At 69.7% G+C, this 19,902-nt stretch carries 16 protein-coding genes and 1 riboswitch; of the genes, 15 read left to right on the top strand and 1 reads right to left on the bottom strand.

Annotated elements, in window-relative coordinates:
• The first annotated feature begins 9 nt into the window (after positions 1–9).
• The 15 genes from pheS to ACLD0U_RS11900 all read left to right on the top strand — a co-directional run bounded on the left by pheS (position 10) and on the right by ACLD0U_RS11900 (position 18,362).
• Positions 10–1,050 carry a phenylalanine--tRNA ligase subunit alpha gene (gene pheS / locus ACLD0U_RS11970; protein WP_206822236.1) on the top strand — a complete coding sequence of 347 codons (1,041 nt, stop codon included), beginning with the start codon at positions 10–12 and terminating at the stop codon, positions 1,048–1,050.
• Positions 1,050–3,548: a phenylalanine--tRNA ligase subunit beta gene (gene pheT / locus ACLD0U_RS11965; RefSeq protein WP_410340753.1), complete on the top strand. Its 2,499-nt coding sequence runs from the start codon at positions 1,050–1,052 to the stop codon at positions 3,546–3,548. The genes pheS and pheT overlap by 1 nt, the downstream gene beginning before the upstream one ends.
• An 84-nt stretch (positions 3,549–3,632) precedes the next feature.
• Complete coding sequence (locus ACLD0U_RS11960; protein ID WP_410340752.1) at positions 3,633–4,598, top strand: NAD-dependent epimerase/dehydratase family protein; 966 nt, start codon at positions 3,633–3,635, stop codon at positions 4,596–4,598.
• A gap of 47 nt (positions 4,599–4,645) precedes the next feature.
• Positions 4,646–4,739: riboswitch (TPP riboswitch) on the top strand.
• Positions 4,731–5,573, top strand: a complete 843-nt coding sequence (gene thiM, locus ACLD0U_RS11955) for a hydroxyethylthiazole kinase (RefSeq protein ID WP_410340751.1) — start codon at positions 4,731–4,733, stop codon at positions 5,571–5,573. Its footprint overlaps the riboswitch before it by 9 nt.
• Positions 5,570–7,696 (top strand): bifunctional hydroxymethylpyrimidine kinase/phosphomethylpyrimidine kinase, encoded by a 2,127-nt coding sequence (locus tag ACLD0U_RS11950; protein WP_410340750.1) that lies wholly within the window; start codon positions 5,570–5,572, stop codon positions 7,694–7,696. Before thiM ends, ACLD0U_RS11950 begins: the two co-directional genes overlap by 4 nt.
• A 257-nt stretch (positions 7,697–7,953) precedes the next feature.
• Entirely contained in the window at positions 7,954–9,006 is a 1,053-nt protein-coding gene (gene argC, locus ACLD0U_RS11945; RefSeq protein WP_410340749.1) for an N-acetyl-gamma-glutamyl-phosphate reductase, read from the top strand.
• Positions 9,003–10,160, top strand: coding sequence for a bifunctional glutamate N-acetyltransferase/amino-acid acetyltransferase ArgJ (gene argJ / locus ACLD0U_RS11940; protein WP_410340748.1), 1,158 nt, complete (start codon positions 9,003–9,005; stop codon positions 10,158–10,160). Before argC ends, argJ begins: the two co-directional genes overlap by 4 nt.
• Positions 10,157–11,056, top strand: coding sequence for an acetylglutamate kinase (argB, locus tag ACLD0U_RS11935; RefSeq protein ID WP_410340747.1), 900 nt, complete (start codon positions 10,157–10,159; stop codon positions 11,054–11,056). Before argJ ends, argB begins: the two co-directional genes overlap by 4 nt.
• On the top strand, positions 11,053–12,276 hold the full coding sequence (locus tag ACLD0U_RS11930) for an acetylornithine transaminase (protein WP_410340746.1): 1,224 nt from the start codon (positions 11,053–11,055) through the stop codon (positions 12,274–12,276). Before argB ends, ACLD0U_RS11930 begins: the two co-directional genes overlap by 4 nt.
• Entirely contained in the window at positions 12,273–13,241 is a 969-nt protein-coding gene (argF, locus tag ACLD0U_RS11925; RefSeq protein WP_206551774.1) for an ornithine carbamoyltransferase, read from the top strand. The genes ACLD0U_RS11930 and argF overlap by 4 nt, the downstream gene beginning before the upstream one ends.
• Positions 13,238–14,677 carry an argininosuccinate lyase gene (gene argH, locus ACLD0U_RS11920; RefSeq protein ID WP_179410459.1) on the top strand — a complete coding sequence of 480 codons (1,440 nt, stop codon included), beginning with the start codon at positions 13,238–13,240 and terminating at the stop codon, positions 14,675–14,677. The genes argF and argH overlap by 4 nt, the downstream gene beginning before the upstream one ends.
• Before the next feature lie 97 nt (positions 14,678–14,774).
• Positions 14,775–15,422, top strand: coding sequence for a SatD family protein (locus tag ACLD0U_RS11915; protein ID WP_410340745.1), 648 nt, complete (start codon positions 14,775–14,777; stop codon positions 15,420–15,422).
• The gene (locus ACLD0U_RS11910; RefSeq protein ID WP_410340744.1) at positions 15,419–16,168 is read left to right on the top strand and encodes a hypothetical protein; all 750 of its coding nucleotides are present in this window, start codon (positions 15,419–15,421) and stop codon (positions 16,166–16,168) included. Before ACLD0U_RS11915 ends, ACLD0U_RS11910 begins: the two co-directional genes overlap by 4 nt.
• Positions 16,169–16,208: 40 nt before the next feature.
• The gene (tyrS, locus tag ACLD0U_RS11905) at positions 16,209–17,510 is read left to right on the top strand and encodes a tyrosine--tRNA ligase (RefSeq protein ID WP_179410462.1); all 1,302 of its coding nucleotides are present in this window, start codon (positions 16,209–16,211) and stop codon (positions 17,508–17,510) included.
• Between the two features lie 12 nt (positions 17,511–17,522).
• Complete coding sequence (locus tag ACLD0U_RS11900) at positions 17,523–18,362, top strand: DUF4184 family protein (RefSeq protein ID WP_410340743.1); 840 nt, start codon at positions 17,523–17,525, stop codon at positions 18,360–18,362.
• Here ACLD0U_RS11900 and ACLD0U_RS11895 read toward each other — a convergent pair.
• Positions 18,317–19,585: a CoA transferase gene (locus tag ACLD0U_RS11895; protein ID WP_410340742.1), complete on the bottom strand. Its 1,269-nt coding sequence runs from the start codon at positions 19,583–19,585 to the stop codon at positions 18,317–18,319. The genes ACLD0U_RS11900 and ACLD0U_RS11895 overlap by 46 nt on opposite strands.
• Between the last annotated feature and the right edge of the window lie 317 nt (positions 19,586–19,902).

The raw sequence follows: 19,902 nt of genomic DNA, 5'->3' as shown, positions 1-19,902 counted from the left end.
TCTGATCTCGTGTCAGCCACTCCTGAGATCACCCCCGAAGCGGTCGAGGCCGCGGTCACGGCGGCACTCGCTGCCGTCGAAGCCGCGAGCGACACCGCCCAGCTCAAATCCGCCAAAGCCGCGCATGTGGCCGAAGGGTCGCCGCTGGCCGTCCTGAACGCGTCTATGCGTCAGGTCGCGCCCGAGCACAAGGCGACGTTCGGCAAGCTGATCGGGCAGGGGAGGGGTCGGGTCGCCCAGGCCCTGGCCGCAAAGGAGGCCGAGCTGGCCGAGGCCGAGACGGCAGCCCGCCTGGAGGCCGAGCGGGTCGACATCACCGCGCTCGCCTCGCGTTCGCGTGTGGGTGCGCGCCATCCGCTGCCGCTCATGCAAGAGCAGATCAGCGACATCTTCGTCGGCATGGGGTGGGAGATCGCCGAGGGCCCCGAGCTCGAGCACGAGTGGTTCAACTTCGACGCCCTGAACTTCGATGTCGACCACCCGGCGCGTCAGGAGCAGGACACCTTCTACGTCGACCCGACGTCGCGTCACCTGGTGATGCGCACGCACACCAGCCCGGTGCAGGTGCGGTCGATGCTCGACCGCGAGGTGCCGATCTATGTGCTGTGCCCTGGTCGCGTGTACCGCACTGATGAGTTCGACGCCACGCACCTGCCGGTGTTCACCCAGGTCGAGGGCCTCGTGGTTGACAAGGGCATCACCATGGCGCATCTGAAGGGCACGCTCGACCACCTCGCCAAGCAGCTCTTCGGAGCCGAGGCGAAGACGCGCCTGCGCACCAACTACTTCCCGTTCACCGAGCCTTCGGCCGAGTTCGATCTGTGGCATCCGACCTTCAAGGGCGGCGCCCGCTGGATCGAGTGGGGCGGTTGCGGAATGGTCAACCCCAACGTGCTGCGCGCGGCGGGGATCGACCCGGAGGTCTACAGCGGGTTCGCCTTCGGTATCGGCGTCGAGCGGGCGCTGATGTTCCGCAGCGATGTGAAAGACATGCGCGACATGGCAGAGGGCGATGTGCGCTTCAGCGAGCAGTTCGGGATGGTGGTGTGATGCGTATTCCGCTTTCCTGGTTGCGCGAGTACGTCGAGGTGGCAACGGATGCCACTCCGGAAGACGTTCTGGCGTCGTTCCTCTCGGTGGGCTTCGAAGAGGAGGACATCCATCGCGTCGAGATCACCGGTCCCGTCGTGGTCGGTCAGGTGCTCTCGGTCGAGCCCGAGCCGCAGAAGAACGGCAAGACGATCAACTGGTGCCAGGTCGATGTGGGCGAAGACGAGCCCCGCGGAATCGTCTGCGGTGCGCACAACTTCGTCGCCGGCGACAAGGTCGTGGTGACCCTGCCCGGGGCTGTGCTGCCCGGGCCGTTCCCGATCGCCGCGCGCAAGACGTACGGCCATGTCTCGGACGGCATGATCGCCTCGGCGCGCGAGCTCGGCCTCGGCGACGAGCACGACGGCATCATCGTGCTGTCGACGCTGGGTCTGGATCCCGAGGTCGGTACTGACGCCATCGAACTGCTGCACCTCAACGATGTCGCCGTCGAGATCAACGTCACGCCCGACCGCGGCTACGCGTTCTCACTGCGTGGCGTCGCCCGCGAGTACGGTCACGCCACCGGGGGTGCTTTCAGCGATCCCGCCGAGCGCGACTTCGCCGAGCTGCAGCCGGGAACGGGCTTCGACATCCGTGTCGAGGATGAGAACCCGATCCGCGGCACCGTCGGCGCGCGCGAGTTCGTCGCACGCGTCGTCCGCGATGTCGACCCGAGCCGTCCCACCCCGCCGTGGATGGTCGCCCGGCTCGCGCTGGCGGGCATGCGCTCGCTGGGCATCCTGATCGACATCACCAACTACGTCATGCTCGAACTGGGCAACCCGATTCACGGCTACGACCTCGACAAGCTCGACGGCGGCATTGTGGTGCGTCGCGCGGGACAGGGCGAGCGCATCACCACGCTCGACGGGCAGGATCGCGCTCTGCACGTCGAAGATCTGCTGATCACCGACGGTTCGGGCCCCATCGGCATCGCAGGCGTCATGGGCGGCGGCACGACCGAGATGAGTGACACCACGCGCAACGTGCTGATCGAGGCGGCGACGTTCGATCCGGTCACGATCGCCCGGAGCGCCCGCCGACACAAGCTGCCGAGCGAGGCGTCGAAGCGCTTCGAGCGGGGTGTCGATCCGCTGATCCCGTTCGTCGCCGCACGCCGGGTGGCCGATCTGATGGTCGAGCTCGCCGGGGGAACGCTGACCGACGAGGGCGGCGCGCTGTACACCGAGTTCGAGATCGCCGGAATCGCGCTGCCGCGTGGCTTCGCCGATGGCGTCGTGGGCGTCGACTACACCGACGACGAGGTCGTCGGGGCACTCGAGATGATCGGCGCCGAGGTCGCGGAGCAGGGCGACGGGTGGTTCGTGATCCCGCCGAGCTGGCGACCCGACCTCACTGACAAGTGGACGCTGGTCGAGGAGATCGCGCGCATCCACGGTCTCGACCGGATCCCGTCCGTCCTCCCGGTCCCGCCGTCGGGCCGTGGCTACACGGCGCTGCAGCAGGGACGCAAGCGGGTGGCGGATGCCCTCGCCGCGGCCGGTCTGGTCGAGACGCCGTCGTTCCCGTTCACCACCGAGCAGCTCAACGACCTGCACGGCTCGGCGACCGGCGATCACCTGCCCAGCATCCGTCTGGCCAACGCACTCGACGGACAGGCGCCGTTCCTGCGCCGATCGCTGCTGCCCGCTCTGGTGCAGACCGCGCACCGCAACATCTCGCGCGGTCTGGTGGATCTCGGCCTGTTCGAGGTCGGGTCGGTGTTCACCCCCGAAGAGGGCGTGACCTACGGCACGGACTTCATCCCGCCGCTCGGCGAACGCCCCGACGATGAGACGCTGGCGGCGCTCAACGCGGCCATCCCGCCGCAGCCGAGGCACATCGCGGCGCTGTTCGCCGGCAACATCACCCCGCGTCAGCCGGGGCGCCCTGCCGAGCACGTCGACCTGGCCGATGCGCTGGACGTCGTGCGGGTGATCGGCGTCGCCGCCGGCGTCGACATCGACGTGGCGCAGACGCAGCGCGCCGCGCTGCATCCGGGACGAGCCGGGGCACTGAGCGTGCGCGGCGAGCAGATCGGCTACGTCGGCGAGCTGCACCCGCAGGTCTCGGCCGACGCCGACCTGCCGGGGCGTGTCGTCGTGTTCGAACTGGACCTGGATCGTCTGCTCACCCTCGCGGGCGAGCGCGTCGTCGTCGAGTCCCTGTCGACGTACCCTGCGGCCACGCAGGACGTCTCGCTGGTCGTGGGTGTGGAGGTGCCTGCCGCCGAGGTGCGCTCCGCGCTCGTCGAGGGCGCCGGCGACCTGCTCGAGTCCGTGCGTCTCGTCGACGACTACCGCGGCGAGGGCCTGGGCGACGGGCAGAAGAGCCTCAGCTACGCCCTGCGCTTCCGGGCATCCGACCGTACGCTGACCGCCGCCGAGGCGAGCGAGGCAAAGCTCGCGGGCGTCGCCGTGGCGACGCAGCGCTTCGGCGCGAGCATCCGCGACTGAGTCGCATCGGCGATTCCGCTCACGGTGCCTGCGCTGTGAGCGGAATCGCTTGCGTCTGCTCTCGGATGCCGATGGCATGGACGCATGACTCAGGTGCTGGTGCTCGGCGGAACAGGATGGCTTTCGGGACGGATCGCGCAGCGCTGGCGTGACGCTGGCGCGCAGGTGACGTGTCTGGCACGCGGGAGCCGACCGGCCCCGGACGGCACCGTGCTGTTGCGCGGGGACCGCGACGAACCGGATGTCTACGACCGGCTGCGCGAGCAGCAGTGGGACGAGATCGTCGATATCTCCTCGCGCGCGGATCACGTGGGTGCGGCCGTCGCGGCGCTCGGCGACAGTGCGGCGCACTGGACGTACGTGTCGTCGGTCTCGGTGTACGCCGACGAGGTCACCGTCGGTCTCGACGAGACCGGGCCGCTCCACGCGCCCGCGCAGCCGGGCGACGAGTACGACTACAGCGCCCAGAAGGTCGCCGCCGAACAGGCGGTGACCGCCCTGGGCACGCGGGCCGGCATCGTCCGGCCCGGACTGGTGGTCGGCGCCGGCGATCCCAGCGACCGCTTCGGATACTGGGCGGCGGCCTTCGCACGCGCCGGTGACGGCGCGGTGCTGGCGCCCGACAGTCGCGACCGATTCGCTCAGGTGATCGACGTCGACGATCTCGCCGGGTTCATCACCGCTGCCCGGCGCACCGGTGTCGTCAATGCCATCGGTGATCCGCTGCCGCTGAGCGACCTGCTCGACGCCTTCCGTACCGAGTCCGGTCATTCCGGCCCGGTCCGGGTGGCCGACGACGACTGGCTCGATGCGCACGGCGTGCAGTACTGGATGGGGGAGCGCTCACTGCCGCTGTGGCTGCCCGCAGACATGCCGGGCTTCGCGCAGCACGACAACCGTGCGTACCGCGCCGCCGGCGGGGGATTCACGCCCCTTGACCAGACGATCCGGAGCGTGCTCGCCGACGAACGCGCTCGGGGACTGGACCGCGAGCGTCGTGCCGGTCTGACCCGGCACGACGAGAGCGAGCTGCTCGCACAGCTCGTCTGAGCCGGGTCCGGTCGACGCCCGATCCGGCGGGCTTCGCTAGACTCGCGCACAGTGACACGGGGTGCCGCAGAAGCGGCTGAGATCACACCCGTCGAACCTGATCTAGTTCGTACTAGCGAAGGGATGTCGTCCATGAGCGATCGTCTGCGCCCATCCGTCCGTATTCCGGCCGCCGCCGCCGAGCTGCTGCGCGAGGTGCGCCGAACACCTCCGCTGACCCAGTGCATCACGAACACCGTGGTGGCGGGCTTCACGGCCAATGTGCTTCTGGCGACGGGGGCGGCACCCGCGATGGTCGGCATCGTCGGCGAGTCCGGGATCTTCGCCGGCATCGCCGATGCGCTGCTGGTGAATCTCGGTACTCCGCCGCCCGAGCAGCGCGCGGCCATGTCCGAGGCGGTGCGCGGCGCGAACGCGGCGGGCACGCCGTGGGTGCTCGACCCGGTCGCGATCGGAGCACTCCCCGTGCGGACGACACTCGCCGCCGAGCTGGTCGCCCAGCATCCGACGGCCGTGCGCGGCAACGCGAGTGAGATCCTCGCCCTGGCCGGCACCGGTGCCGGCGGACGGGGCGTCGACGCCGTCGATGCCCCGGAGGCCGCCATGGAGGCGGCCCGTACGATCGCCGCACGGTGGGGGAGCGTGGTGGCGGTCTCGGGCGCCACCGACCTGATCACCGACGGGGAACGGGTGATCCGGATCGCCAACGGCGACCCGCTGCTCACGCGCGTCACCGGGGGAGGGTGCGCGCTCGGAGCCGTCATGGCCGCCTTCCTCGGCGCGGCCCGAGCAACCGGGGCCGACGCCATGACGGCGGTGGCTGCGGCGACCCTGGTCTACACCGTCGCCGCCGAGCGCGCGGCGAAGGTCGCCGCGGGCCCCGGCAGCTTCGCCGTCGCGTTCATCGACGCGCTCGCTGCGGTCGAGACAGACGATCTGCTGCGCGACGCCCGGATCGAGGAGGACGCACGGTGACGTACGACCTGTCGATCTACCTGGTCACCGATCCGCACCTGTGCGGTGCGCGCGGTGTCGTGCAGACCGTCCGCGATGCGGTCGACGGCGGCGCCACCATCGTGCAGCTGCGCGACAAACACGCCGACGACGACGCCATCGTCGAGCAACTCGTCACCCTGTCCGAGGCCATCGACGGACGCGCGCTGCTCGTCGTCGACGACCGCGTCGACGCCGTTCTTGCCGCACGCCGCCGGGGAGCCCGCGTCGACGGGGTCCACGTGGGACAGTCCGACCTGCCGGCGACCGAGGTGCGGCGCCTGCTCGGGCCGGATGCCCTCGTCGGCCTCACCGCGAACACGCCGGAGCACCTGGCGGCGCTGCGCGACCTTCCGACCGGGACAGTCGACTACATCGGTGCCGGGGTGATCCGCCCGACGAGTACGAAGCCCGATCACCCGGCCCCGCTCGGCATCGCAGGCTTCGCCGCGCTCGCCGCGCAGAGCCCTGTTCCCGCCGTCGCAATCGGTGGCATCCGCTCGGATGACGTTGTACCGCTGCGCGCGGCGGGTGCCGCCGGTGTTGCCGTGGTGTCACAGATCTGCGCGGCCGACGACGCGCACCTCGCGACCACCGCGCTGCGCGCGCGGTGGAGCGGCGCCGCGGTTCCCCGGGTGCTGAGCATCGCCGGCAGCGACCCCTCCGGGGGTGCCGGCATCCAGGCCGACCTGAAATCCATCGCCGCCAACGGCGGCTACGGCATGGCAGCACTGACCGCACTCACGGCGCAGAACACACGCGGCGTGCACGAGGTGCACGTCCCGCCGGTGTCGTTCCTGCGTACGCAACTCGACGCGCTCGCCGACGACATCGAGATCGACGCGGTGAAGATCGGGATGCTCGCGGATGCCGAGGTGATCGCCATGGTCGACGCCTGGCTGGACGAGAACCGTCCGGCGACCGTCGTGCTCGATCCGGTCATGGTCGCCACCTCCGGCGACCGTCTGCTCGATGAGCGGGCGGAGGCGGCACTGCACCGCCTCGCGCGACGTGCCGACCTGCTCACCCCGAACATCGCCGAACTCGAGGTGCTGGCCGGACGGCGGGTCATCGGGTGGGACGACGCGCTCGATGCGGCGCGCGACCTCGCGGCGGCCGTCGATGCCCTGGTGCTCATCAAGGGCGGACACCTCGACAGCGACGACGCACCCGACGCCCTCGTCGGAGCGGAGGGCGTGATCTCGCACTTCTCCGGTGCGCGCATCGCCACCACCAGCACACACGGCACCGGTTGCTCGCTCTCATCCGCCGTCGCCACGCGCCGTGCGGCAGGGGCCGACTGGTCGCTCGCGATCGCCGACTCTCGCGCCTGGCTGCGCGAGTCGCTGCGCGCAGGAGCGGCACTCGGCGTCGGGCGCGGTCACGGGCCGGTCAACCACTTCGCCGGCCTCTGGCAACGCGGCGGGCTCGGCACGCGCCCAACCGCCGATGACGTGCGCGCCGAATGGTGGGCCGGTATCGCGAGCATCCGTCACGACATCGACGCGCTGCCATTCATCCGCGCACTCGCCGAGGGCACGCTCGATCGGGCGACATTCCTGCACTACCTGGAGCAGGACGCGCTGTACCTGCGTGAGTACGCGCGGGTGCTCGCCGAAGCTGCCCGCCTCGCACCCACCGCGGCGGAACAGTCGTTCTGGGCTGAGGGCGCACATGGCGCGATCGCCGGTGAGCTGGCCATGCACGCCTCGTGGCTCACGCCGATGACCGGGGTGTCGGCGGCCACATTCTCGGCCGATCCCACCCCCGTCACGACCGGCTATCTGGACCATCTGCGTGCAACGGCGTTCACCGGCGATTACGCGACCCTGATCGCGGCGGTGCTGCCGTGCTTCTGGCTGTACGCCGACCTCGGCGAACGCCTGCACAGCGGTGCCTTCGGGCCGGAGCCTCTCGATCCGGCGCATCCGTTCGCCTCGTGGCTGGCGACATATGCCGACCCGACGTTCGCGGTCGCCAACGCGCAGGCCATCGCGTACGTCACCGCAGCGGCCGCCAGGTCAGATGATGCGCAGCGGTCGCGCATGCGCCGTGCGTTCGAGCGGGCCGCGGCGCACGAACGGGCCTTCTTCGACCTTCGGTGACGGCGAACGGCGCGGCGGCCCGGTCGCGTCAACTTGCGCCCGGTGGCGACGACTCGATATCGTCACCGCATGCCTTCGGCCCCGCACAACCGCACGACGCTCTCCCCGAGCGTCGCCGTTGTGCGCCCGCGCCGACGCCGCGGCGGCCGCCGACCATAGGCGACCCCGCTCTGCGCCGACGCTTCGGCGCAGCTGCCGGTGTCGCCGCCTCGGCCCAGGCCCGTCATCGGGCGCACACCGACCGTTAAGGTAGAAGCATGACGTATACCGTCGCCGTCTCCGGCGCATCCGGCTACGCGGGGGGCGAGATCCTGCGGCTCCTCGCCGCACACCCCGACATCGAGATCCGCACCGTGACCGCGCATTCCAACGCCGGCCAGCCGCTCATCGAACACCAGCCGCACCTGCGCTCCCTGGCGCACCTGACGCTGCAGCCCACCACCCCCGAGGTGTTGGCCGGGCACGACATCGTGTTCCTCGCCCTGCCGCACGGCCAGTCCGGCCAGTACACCGACGCCCTCGGCGACACCCCGCTGGTGATCGACGCCGGTGCCGACCACCGGCTCACCTCGCAACAGGCCTGGGACGCCTTCTACGGCGGCCACTTCGATGAGCCGTGGGCGTACGGTGTGCCCGAGCTGCTCACGGCCACCGGAAAGCAGCGTGAGCAGCTGCGGGGCGCTTCGCGGATCGCGGCTCCCGGCTGCAACGCATCGACCGTCAGTCTGAGCCTGACCCCCGGCGTCGCCGCCGGAGTGATCGATCCGTCCGACATCGTCACGATGCTTGCCGTCGGCCCGTCCGGCGCCGGCAAGAGCCTCAAGCCCCACCTGCTGGGCAGCGAACTGCTCGGCACCGCCAACCCGTACGCCGTCGGCGGCACGCACCGGCACATCCCCGAGATCCGCCAGGCGCTCGCCGCGGCCTCGGGAGCCACGCCCGACAGCATCCGCATCTCGTTCACCCCCGTTCTCGTGCCGATGGCGCGTGGCATCCTCGCCACGTCCACCGCGCCGATCGTCGAGGGTGTGACCGACGCGCAGATCCGCGACGCGTGGGAGCAGGCCTACGGCGACGAGACCTTCGTGCAGCTGCTGCCGCAGGGATCGTTCCCGCGCACCGCTGACGTGCTCGGCGCCAATACCGCGCTGATGGGTCTGGCGATCGACCGGGCGGCCAACCGCGTCACGGTGGTCACCGCCGTCGACAACCTCGTCAAGGGCACCGCCGGCGCTGCCATCCAGTCCATGAATCTCGCGCTCGGCCTTCCCGAGGGCCGCGCGCTCACCGTGAACGGAGTAGCGCCGTGAGTGTCACCGCACCCCAGGGCTTCGAGGCGGCCGGCGTCGCCACGGGGCTGAAGTCCACCGGAGCCCTCGACGTAGCCATCGTCGTCAACCGCGGCCCGCGCAAGATCGGCGCGGCGGTGTTCACCACGAACCGCGCCAAGGCCAACCCGATCATCTGGTCGCAGCAGGTGATCGCCGATCGCATCGTCGAGGCGATCGTGCTCAACTCCGGCGGCGCGAACTGCTTCACCGGGGCCTTCGGGTTCCAGACCACGCACCAGACAGCCGAGAAGGCCGCCGAGCTGCTGCAGGTCAGCGCCGGAGATGTGCTGGTCTGCTCGACGGGGCTCATCGGCACCGGCGACGAGGTCTTCCGCGGTCGGGTTCTCGACGGCGTCGAGCGCGGCGTCGCCGCGCTGAGCGCAGACGGCGGTCAGGACGCCGCCGCGGCCATCATGACCACAGACACCGTCGCGAAGACCGCATCGGTGACGCGATCGGGCTGGACGATCGGAGGCATGGCCAAGGGCGCGGGGATGCTCGCACCGGGGCTGGCCACCATGCTGGTCGTCCTCACCACCGACGCCGACCTCGAAGCGGTTGAGGCGGATGCTGCGCTGCGCCGGGCGACGGGGGTCACCTTCGACCGGCTCGATTCGGACGGCTGCATGTCGACCAACGACCAGGTGACGCTGCTGGCCAACGGTGCCACCGGCATCCGTCCCGACCTCGACGAGTTCGCATCGGCCCTGACCGAGGTCTGCCGTGAGCTGTCGCAGAAGCTGCAGCAGGATGCCGAGGGCGCCAGCCACGACATCACGATCGTCGTCACGAACGCCGAGAGCGAGGCCGACGCCGTGGAGGTCGGCCGATCGGTGGCGCGCAACAACCTCTTCAAGGCGGCGATCTTCGGCAACGACCCCAACTGGGGGCGGGTGCTCGCCGCGATCGGCACGACCGACGCGCGCTTCGACCCCTACGACGTCGATGTATCGATGAACGGTGTGCGCGTCTGCTCCGCCGGTGGTCCCGACCGTCCGCGTGAAGAGGTCGACCTCACCCCGCGGGCGACGCTCGTCGAGATCGATCTGAAGACCGGCGACGCGACCGCGACGATCCTCACCAACGACCTGACCCACGACTACGTGCACGAGAACAGCGCCTACGCCTCATGACAGATCTGCAGGACACCGCCCCCGAGGAAGCCGCCTACAAGGCCGCCACCCTCATCGAATCGCTGCCGTGGCTCAAGCGCTTCCGCGATCAGATCGTGGTCGTCAAGTACGGCGGCAATGCGATGGTCAGCGACGAACTGCAAGAGGCGTTCGCGCAGGACATCGCCTACCTGCGGTACGTCGGCGTGCAGCCGGTGGTCGTGCACGGTGGCGGCCCCCAGATCTCGAGCATGCTCGACCGGCTGGCCATCCCCAGTGAGTTCAAGGGCGGATACCGGGTCACCTCCACCGAGGCCATCAGCGTCGTGCGGATGGTGCTCACCGGGCAGATCAACCCCACACTGGTGGCGAAGATCAACTCGCACGGCCCGATCGCGACGGGACTGAGCGGTGAGGACGCCGGGCTGTTCGGCGGGCGTCGACGCGGCATCGTGCTCGACGGTGAAGAGGTCGATCTTGGCCGCGTCGGCGACGTGGTGCAGGTCGACCCGACACCGGTGCTCGACCACCTCGCGGCCGGTCGCATCCCCGTGGTCTCGTCGATCGCGCCCGACCTCGATCACCCCGGTCAGTCGCTGAACGTGAATGCGGATGCCGCGGCCGCGGCCCTGGCGACGGCTCTGGGGGCCCGCAAGCTGGTGATCCTCACCGATGTCGCCGGGCTCTACGCCGACTGGCCCAACCGTGATTCGTTGGTCTCGCACATCACGGCGACCGAGCTCACCCAGATGCTGCCCACGCTCGAATCGGGAATGATCCCGAAGATGCGCGCGTGCCTCGACGCGGTCGAGTCGGGGGTCGATGCGGCGGCGATCATCGACGGGCGGGTACCGCACTCGGTGCTCGTGGAACTGTTCACCAGCAAGGGAATCGGCACAGAGGTGGTCGCAGGATGACGAACTGGAACGACGACGCGGCACGCGATCTGATGAGCCTCGGCGGACGGCTCGCGTTGCTCACCCGCGGTGAGGGCTCCTGGGTGTGGGACGCTGACGACAACCGCTACCTGGACTTCCTCGGCGGCATCGCCGTGAACTGCCTCGGTCACGCGCACCCGGTGTTCGTGGAGGCGGTCTCGGCGCAGGCGGCAACGCTGGCGCATGTGTCGAACTACTTCGCCACGCCCCCTCAGCTCGAGATCGCCGCGCGCCTGAAGCGCCTGGCCGGAACCGGTGAGCGCGGCCGTGTGTTCCTGGCGAACTCCGGTACCGAGGCCAACGAGATGGCGATCAAGCTCGCCCGGTTGCACGGTGCACAGCCGTCAGCGGGGGAGGGCGCTGCCCGCACGCGCATCCTCGTCGTCGAAGGAGCGTTCCACGGACGCACGATGGGCGCACTCTCGCTCACCCCGAAGGCCGCCTACCGCGACCCGTTCCTGCCGGCCGTGCCCGACATCGTCGCCGTGGAGCGCACGCTGGAGAGCCTGGAGGCGGCGTTCGCCGAGGGCGGTGTCGCCGCGATGATCGTCGAGCCCATCCAGGGTGAGGCCGGTGTGGTCGAGCTGCCCGAGGGCTTCCTCGCGCGTGCGCGCGCGCTCACGACAGCTCACGATGCGCTGCTGATCCTCGACGAGGTGCAGACCGGGTCGGGACGCACCGGTGAGTGGTTCGCCTTCCAGCGTGAGGGTGTGATCCCGGATGCCGTCACGCTCGCCAAGAGCATCGGCGCGGGCTTCCCGCTCGGCGCGCTGATCACGTTCGCCTCGGCGAGCGACCTGTTCTACCCGGGCACGCACAACTCGACCTTCGGTGGGAACCCGCTGGCCAGCGCGGTCGCCAACGCCGTGCTCGGCTTCGTCGAGGACGAGCACGTGCTCGACAACGTCAACGCGCGTGGCGCGCAGCTGCGCGACGGCGTCGCGGCTCTGCCGCTGGTTGCGGGCACTACCGGCGCGGGTCTGCTCATCGGCATCCGGTTGAGTGCCTCGGTTGCGCCCGCGGTCGCCGCCGCCGCTCAGGAACGCGGGCTGATCGTCAATGCGCCGACCCCCGATGTCATCCGCATCGCTCCCGCCTACACGATCGGCGACACCGAGGTGCAGGAGTTCCTCATCCGGTTCGGCGCAGCCCTCGCCGACGTCGCCGCCACCACCACGACCCCCTCGGAGAAGCCATGACCCGCCACCTGCTGCGCGATGACGACCTGACGCGTGCCGAGCAGACCGAGATCCTCGATCTCGCCCTCGAACTGAAGAAGGACCGCTGGGCGAACAAGGCCCTGGCGGGGCCCCAGACCGTCGCGGTCATCTTCGACAAGTCCTCTACCCGCACCCGCGTCTCGTTCGCGGTCGGGATCGCCGACCTCGGCGGCTCGCCGCTGATCATCTCGACCGCGAACAGCCAGCTCGGTGGCAAGGAGACGCCCTCCGACACCGCGCGCGTGCTCGAGCGTCAGGTGGCGGCGATCGTCTGGCGCACCTACGCGCAGTCGGGCTTGGAAGAGATGGCGCGCGGTACGCGCGTGCCGGTCGTCAACGCCCTGTCGGACGACTTCCACCCGTGCCAGCTGCTGGCCGACCTGCTCACGATCCGCGAGCACAAGGGTGAGCTGGCCGGGCTGACGCTGACGTTCTTCGGCGACGGGCGCAGCAACATGGCCCACTCGTACCTGCTCGCCGGTGTCACGGCGGGCATGCATGTGCGCATCGCTTCGCCCACCTCCTACGCCCCGCGCGCCGATGTCGTCGCCGCGGCCGAGGCCCGCGCCGCCGAGACCGGCGGATCGGTCACACTGTTGACCGACCCGCGTGAGGCCGCGCTGGGCGCTGATGTCGTCGTCACCGACACCTGGGTGTCGATGGGCAAGGAGGAAGAGAAGATCATCCGCCTGCGCGAGCTCGGCGGATACAAGGTGACCACCGAGATCATGTCGCTGGCTGACCCCGAGGCGATCTTCATCCACTGCCTTCCCGCGGATCGCGGCTACGAGGTCGACTCCGAAGTGATCGACGGCCCGCAGAGCGTCGTGTGGGACGAGGCCGAGAACCGACTGCACGCGCAGAAGGCGCTGCTTGTCTGGTTGCTCGAGAAGAAGACGCAGGCGACGGATGCCGTCGCCGGCGGCGAAGGAGCAGTCAAATGAGCGCGACGAACGGCGAGGGAGTGCACGGCACCAACGAGGGATCGCTGTGGGGCGGACGCTTCGCCACGGGCCCCTCGCCGGAACTGGTCGAACTGAGCCGCTCCACCCACTTCGACTGGGCGTTGGCGCTGTATGACATCGCCGGCTCCCACGCGCACGCCAAGGCGCTCGAAGCAGCCGGTTATCTGGACGCCGCCGAGGCCGAGGCGATGCACGCCGGACTCGACCGGCTGGCCGCTCGTGTGGCGGATGGCTCGCTCGTGGCGCAGCCCGGCGACGAGGACGTGCACGGTGCGCTGGAGCAGGCGCTGATCGCCGAGGTCGGGGCCGAGCTGGGCGGCAAACTGCGCGCGGGTCGTAGCCGCAACGACCAGATCGCCACGCTGGTGCGCATGTACCTGCGCGACCACTCCCGCGTGATCGCCCGCGACCTGCTGCGGGTGATCGATGCGATCGTCGCTCAGGCCGAGTCCCACCCGAACGCCATCATGCCGGGTCGCACGCACCTGCAGTCGGCGCAGCCGTTGCTGCTGGCCCACCATCTGCAGGCCCACGCCTGGCCGCTCGTGCGTGACCTCGAGCGACTGCGTGACTGGATGTCACGGGCATCCGTCTCGCCCTACGGCGGGGGAGCACTGGCCGGTTCGTCCCTGGGTCTTGACCCGGCGCTCGTGGCCAGAGAACTCGGCCTGTCCGGCCCGGCCGAGAACTCGATCGATGGGACGTCGGCGCGTGATGTCGTCGCCGAGTTCGCGTACATCTCCGCGCAGATCGGCATCGACCTGTCCCGGTTCTCTGAAGACATCATCATCTGGAACACGCGCGAGTTCGGCTTCGTCACGCTCGATGACGGCTTCTCGACCGGTTCGAGCATCATGCCGCAGAAGAAGAACCCCGATATCGCCGAGCTCGCGCGCGGCAAGGCGGGGCGTCTGCTGGGAAATCTGACGGGTCTGCTGGCGACGCTGAAGGGTCTTCCGCTGGCGTACAACCGGGATCTGCAGGAGGACAAGGAGCCGGTGTTCGACTCGGTGCAGACGCTGGAGGTGCTGCTGCCGGCGTTCGCGGGCATGGTCGCCACGATGCGTTTCGATACCGCGCGGATGGCGGAACTGGCCCCGGAGGGCTTCTCGCTGGCGACCGACGTGGCCGACTGGCTGGTGCGCAAGGGTGTGCCGTTCCGGGATGCGCACGAGGTCTCTGGCGCGCTGGTGCAGGCGTGCGAGGAGCGGGGGATCGGACTGGAGGATGCCGACGACGCCCTGTTCGCGCAGGTCTCGCCGCTGCTCTCGCCCGAGGTGCGGGAGGTGCTGACGATCGAGGGATCGGTGGCGTCGCGTGCCGGGGTCGGCGGGACGGCCCCCGTTCGGGTGACCGAGCAGCGGGCCGAGCTGGTGGCGCGCGCGCAGGCGTCGGCGCACGCCCTCGGCCTCTGACGGATTGCTTCTGTCTGACGGATTCCCGTCGCACGACTGTTCGCGAGCAATAACTCATACGGTTATATTTCGCGAATAGTCGTGTTACGGTTATGCCATGACTGTCGTGGCAGTGATCGCTGACATCATCGGCTCGCGTCGCCTCGAAGACCGGGCGGCGGCTCAACGCACGTTCGACGAGACGATCGCCAGAGTCGAGAGCGAGCATCCGCTCGCCGAACAACCGTTGCGGCCGACCGTCGGTGACGAGCAGCAGGGTGTCTACAGCGGCCTGGTCGAGGCACTGACCGCGGTGCTGCTTCTGCAGCTTGCGCTTCCCGACGGCGCTGAGTTCCGGTTCGGTTTGGGCGTAGGGCCCGTCACCACCGTCGAGTCCGCGCATCGCGAACTCGCTGACGGGCCCGGATGGTGGGCGGCGCGCGACGCGATCGAGTTCGTGCACGCCCGACAGGAACGGGCCCTGCCGAGCGCCCGCACCTGGATCGTCGGTGCCCCGGGGCAGGATGAGGGCATGGTCACTCTCATCGCCGCATCGAACGCCTACCTGATGGCCCGCGACGAGATCGTCGTGCGCATGACGGCGCGGGAGAGGCGCATCGCCTACGGCCGGTTCGGGGGCATGTCGCAACGAGACCTCGCCGAGCAGGAAGATGTGACGCAGCCGAGCATCTCGAAGTCACTGCGCAGCTCGGGGGCAACCGCGTTGCTGGAGGGGCTCGATGCGCTGCGAGGTGGCCTCACGTGATTCTCGCCGGCCTCACCCTCGCGGCCATCGGCGCCGCTGATCTGCTGCGGCGATTCGTGCCGCGCCGTGCGCCGCGCCTGCTTGTGCTGTGCGTGCTGATCGCGCTCATCATCATCGCGGGCATCTGCAGCGACGCCCTTGTGCCGGCCGTGATCGCCGTCGTGCTCGGCGGCGCATGGATCTGGACGATGCCGCTGGAAGCCACAGGGAGGGCATCCTTCTGGCCCGCCGTGGTGCTGGCCGCGATCGTATCCGCGACCACGGCGCTGATGCCCGCGCGCGATGCGCCGGGTCTGATCGGGGAGGTATGGCACCTGCCGGCGCCCGAGGGCGAGATCGCCTTCGATGTCGCCGTGCTGGCTGTCGGCGTCGTGCTTTTCGTCGGGGAATCGGCGAACCTGATCGTGCGCGCCGCGCTGGACCGGGAGGGCACGTGGAGACCCGCCGAGCAGGGTGGGCTGTTTCGAGGTGGACAACTGCGTCAGCCGCCGCAGGCCGCCACCGGCTTTCAGGGTGGCCGGCTGATCGGTCCGCTGGAGCGCTTCCTGGTCGTCGTGCTGACGCTGGCGGGCGCCTACGCGCTGCTGGCGGCGATGCTCGCGGCGAAGGGCATCGTGCGTTTCCCCGAGATCTCGAAGGACGGCGAGACCGGGGCGCGGGCGGAGTACTTCCTGGTGGGCAGCCTGGTCAGCTGGGTGGTCGCCCTGGGAGCGGCCTTCCTGTTGTGGTGGGGCATCCGCGTCTGATGAACCGGTGCGACGCGTGCGCGCTGATAGCCTGAGTGTCGTGTCTGAAACCGCTCTGACGACAGCGCCCGTGGCGCTCGACCCCGCGTTCGAGAACGTGTGGGACGAGCTGGTCTGGCGTGGGCTCGTCCACGTGTCCACTGATCAAGAGGCGTTGCGCGCCCTGCTCGGCGGAGACCCGATCACGTATTACTGCGGCTTCGACCCGACTGCTCCCAGCCTGCACCTCGGTCACCTCGTGCAGCTGCTGACGCTGCGCCGCATCCAGCTGGCCGGCCACAAGCCGCTCGGACTCGTCGGCGGTTCCACCGGTCTGATCGGCGATCCGCGACCGACGGCCGAGCGCACGCTGAACACCCGCGAGACGGTCGCCGAGTGGGTGGACCGCCTGCGCGCGCAGGTATCGCGCTACCTCAGCTTCGAAGGCGACAACGCCGCCCGGATGGTCAACAACCTCGACTGGACGGCGCCCCTGAGCGCCATCGACTTCCTGCGCGAGATCGGCAAGCACTACCGTGTCGGCACGATGCTGAAGAAGGATGCCGTCGCCGCGCGCCTGAACTCGGATGCCGGCATCAGCTACACCGAGTTCAGTTACCAGATCCTTCAGGGGATCGACTTCCTCGAGCTGTACCGCCAGTACGACTGCGTCCTGCAGACCGGCGGATCCGACCAGTGGGGTAACCTCACCAGCGGTACCGACCTGATCCACCGTGTCGAGGGAGTCTCGGTCCACGCGATCGGCACGCCGCTGATCACCAACAGCGACGGCACCAAGTTCGGCAAGAGCGAGGGCAACGCCATCTGGATCGACGCCGAGATGACGAGCCCGTACGCGTTCTACCAGTTCTGGTTGAGCACTGCGGATGCTGATGTCGTCGAGCGCCTGAAGGTCTTCACCTTCCTCAGCAGCGCCGAGATCGCCGAGTACGCGGCGCTGGTCGAGAGTGAGCCGTTCCGCCGCGCCGCGCAGAAGCGCCTGGCGCTCGAAGTGGTCACGACGGTGCATGGCGCCGAAGCGACCGCGGCGGTCATCGCAGCATCCGACGCGCTGTTCGGCCAGGGCGACCTGGCCGCACTCGACGCGACCACGCTGCGCACGGCACTTGATGAGCTGCCCAACGCGACGGTGCCGGCGGGCACGCCGGTGGTCGACGCGCTCGTCGCCACGGGCCTGGTCTCCAGCGCATCCGAGGCGCGGCGCGCGATCTCGCAGGGCGGCGTCACGCTGGATGGTGAGCGCGTCGCCGACGACTCGGCGCTCGTGCAGGGGACTCTTCCGGGCGGTGTCTCGGTGCTGCGTCGCGGCAAGAAGACCCTCGCCGGCGTGTTCATCGGCTGATTCCGCGACGCCATGCCGTTCACCCCGAGCCACGCGGTCGTCGCGTTGCCTTTCGTGCGCACACCGCTGGTGCCGGCGGCGATCGCGATCGGGGCGATGACCCCTGATCTGCCGTTGTTCCTGCGCGGCTTCGGGGTGCCGTACGGGTTCACCCATTCGGTGGCGAACGTCGTGTGGACGACGCTGATCGCGTTCGTGCTGTTCGTGATTTGGCGGGTGGTGATGCGCCCGGGCCTGGTGGCGCTGGCTCCGGATGCGCTCGCGTCACGGCTGCCCGATCAGTGGCGGCAGACCGGTCGACGTGCCGCCGCTGAAGCCGTCGGCGCGCGTGCGCGGTTCGGCTATCCGCTGCTGCTGGTGCTCTCGTTGATGATCGGTGTGCTCTCGCACATCGTCTGGGATCTGTTCACGCATGAGGGTCGCTGGGGCGTCGAGGCGATTCCCGCCCTGCAGGCGGCGTGGGGACCGTTGCCCGGATACAAGTGGCTGCAGTACGGCTCAAGCGCCTTCGGATTGGCGCTCATCGGCATCTGGATGCTGATCTGGCTGCGTCGACGCCCGGTCGCTCCGCGCCCGGCGTTGCTGCCGACGTGGCTGCGTTGGGCGTGGATGGCGGCGCTGCCGATCGTGCTCGTGTCGGCGTGGATGCTGGGGCTCGCGGCCTACGGACCGCTGACCGACGAGTTCACTGTGCGGCATCTGGCGTACGCGACGCTGCCGGCGGCCTCCGGACTGTGGGGTGTGTTGACGGTGCTGCTGTGTGTCGCGATCGTCGTCGTGCCGCGACGCACAGCGGCTCCGATCGCTCACCACGATGCGGTGTCGGCGCCCCATTCCCGCGGAGACGCATAACGCGTCGGAGCGCCCGGCCAGGTGACGGCGGGTACAACGGTGGTGACGTCATGCCCGCCCACTGAGAAGGACTGCGTCTCGGGGTTGGTAGGTGGCTGAGCCGACTCGTCGTGCGCTGATTCCGGCCGGCGGGGCATGCCGAGCAGTTCGGCCGCCACGCGCCGCAGCGAGGTGCTGACGAACCAGGTGCCGCCGTCGGATTCCCGGCGCCGCAGGGCATCGGCGATCCCTGCGGCCAGCAGATAGCCGGCGGAGTGATCGAGCGCCTGCGCCGGCAGCGCACCGGGGGTCTCGCCATCGGGCGATTCGCACCACGCGATGCCCGACTCGGCCTGAACGAGACTGTCGAAACCGCGGGGTGAGTCTGCGCCGGGCCAGGCGGTCAACTGCGCGACAACCAGGTGCGGATGCCGTTCGCCGAGCAGCTGCGGTGATAGCCCGAAGCGCCGCAGCCCCTCGGGGCGATAGCCGAGCACGACGACATCGGCGTCGTGGAGCAGCGACTCGACGAGCTCCGACTCGGATGCGATGTCGACAAGCGCCGTGCGCTTTCCATGCCCGGTGTCGAGATGCTGCCACGCGAACTCGGGGCGCGTCGGCGGGTCGATTCGCAGCACGTCCGCTCCGGCGAAGGCCAGCGTGCGTGTGGCGACCGGGCCGGCGATCACGCGGGTGAGGTCAAGCACGCGCACGCCGTCGAGCGGGCGTGACGGGGTCGCGCGGGGGAGTGCGCGTTTCGGTGCGTTGCCGAGGCGCTCGATTGCGACGATCGGATGCTGCCGCAGGGCGGCGTCGGTGGCTGGGTCCTCCCGGCGCACTGGCACGCACAGCCCGCCGCGCGCACGGACGGCCGCGACGGCATGCTGGGTCGAAGTCGCTGCCAACAACGCACGGAGGTCATCGGACGACGCGTGCGTGTCGAGACTCAGGCCGGCGCGCAGAGCAACAGCATGGTGCGGATAGTTGGCGTGGGTGCGCACCCACCCGTCGGCGGTGCGCCAGAAGCCCGACAGCGGAGACCAGACGTCCGGGTGCTCGCCGTCGATCAGCAGATGGCGGTCGCTCCGGTATGCGGCTGCTACCCGCTGCGGATCCGGCGATGAGTTCGGCGTGCCCGCGAGCGCAGCGCCTGCGGCGGCGACGCTGCGCGCCGCCAACTCGCCGACCGGCAGGCGCGCAGGAAGCGGAACGGGGGAGTGCAAGCCTGTGGTGGGCGACGACATGCGTCGAGCCTAGAGGCGTCACGCCGCGCGACACGCCCGGGATGCGGGGGTGATTTGCCGGGATGTCCGGATCCACGTAAATTATTACTTGTTCGCCCCAAGCGGTTGAGCGGAAGGCCTCAGGGCCTGGCTCCCCTCCAAGCAGCGAACATCTCATCTTCCACCACCAGTCATGATGGTGTAAGGTAGAGATCCGGGTTCCGGTCCGGCTGCACAGCAGCCCCGGATGGCCCGAACTTAGATTGTGAAGTTGCCTTGCGCGTCTGGCCTTTGTTGGTTGGTGTGTGGGTGCGTCCGATCCTTGAGAACTCAACAGC

It is taken from the genome of Microbacterium sp. 2216-1 (assembly GCF_046507855.1).
In the GTDB taxonomy this organism is placed as follows: domain Bacteria; phylum Actinomycetota; class Actinomycetes; order Actinomycetales; family Microbacteriaceae; genus Microbacterium; species Microbacterium esteraromaticum_C.
Note: the sequence above shows the minus strand (reverse complement) of the source record. Positions and strands in the feature narration are given on the sequence as shown.

Coding starts and splice junctions, on each gene's coding strand:
- pheT (WP_410340753.1), top strand. CDS start 1,050: ATGCGTATTCCGCTTTCCTGGTTGCGCGAGTACGTCGAGGTGGCAACG.
- ACLD0U_RS11960 (WP_410340752.1), top strand. CDS start 3,633: ATGACTCAGGTGCTGGTGCTCGGCGGAACAGGATGGCTTTCGGGACGG.
- thiM (WP_410340751.1), top strand. CDS start 4,731: ATGAGCGATCGTCTGCGCCCATCCGTCCGTATTCCGGCCGCCGCCGCC.
- argC (WP_410340749.1), top strand. CDS start 7,954: ATGACGTATACCGTCGCCGTCTCCGGCGCATCCGGCTACGCGGGGGGC.
- argB (WP_410340747.1), top strand. CDS start 10,157: ATGACAGATCTGCAGGACACCGCCCCCGAGGAAGCCGCCTACAAGGCC.
- ACLD0U_RS11930 (WP_410340746.1), top strand. CDS start 11,053: ATGACGAACTGGAACGACGACGCGGCACGCGATCTGATGAGCCTCGGC.
- argF (WP_206551774.1), top strand. CDS start 12,273: ATGACCCGCCACCTGCTGCGCGATGACGACCTGACGCGTGCCGAGCAG.
- argH (WP_179410459.1), top strand. CDS start 13,238: ATGAGCGCGACGAACGGCGAGGGAGTGCACGGCACCAACGAGGGATCG.
- ACLD0U_RS11915 (WP_410340745.1), top strand. CDS start 14,775: ATGACTGTCGTGGCAGTGATCGCTGACATCATCGGCTCGCGTCGCCTC.
- ACLD0U_RS11900 (WP_410340743.1), top strand. CDS start 17,523: ATGCCGTTCACCCCGAGCCACGCGGTCGTCGCGTTGCCTTTCGTGCGC.
- ACLD0U_RS11895 (WP_410340742.1), bottom strand. CDS start 19,585: ATGTCGTCGCCCACCACAGGCTTGCACTCCCCCGTTCCGCTTCCTGCG.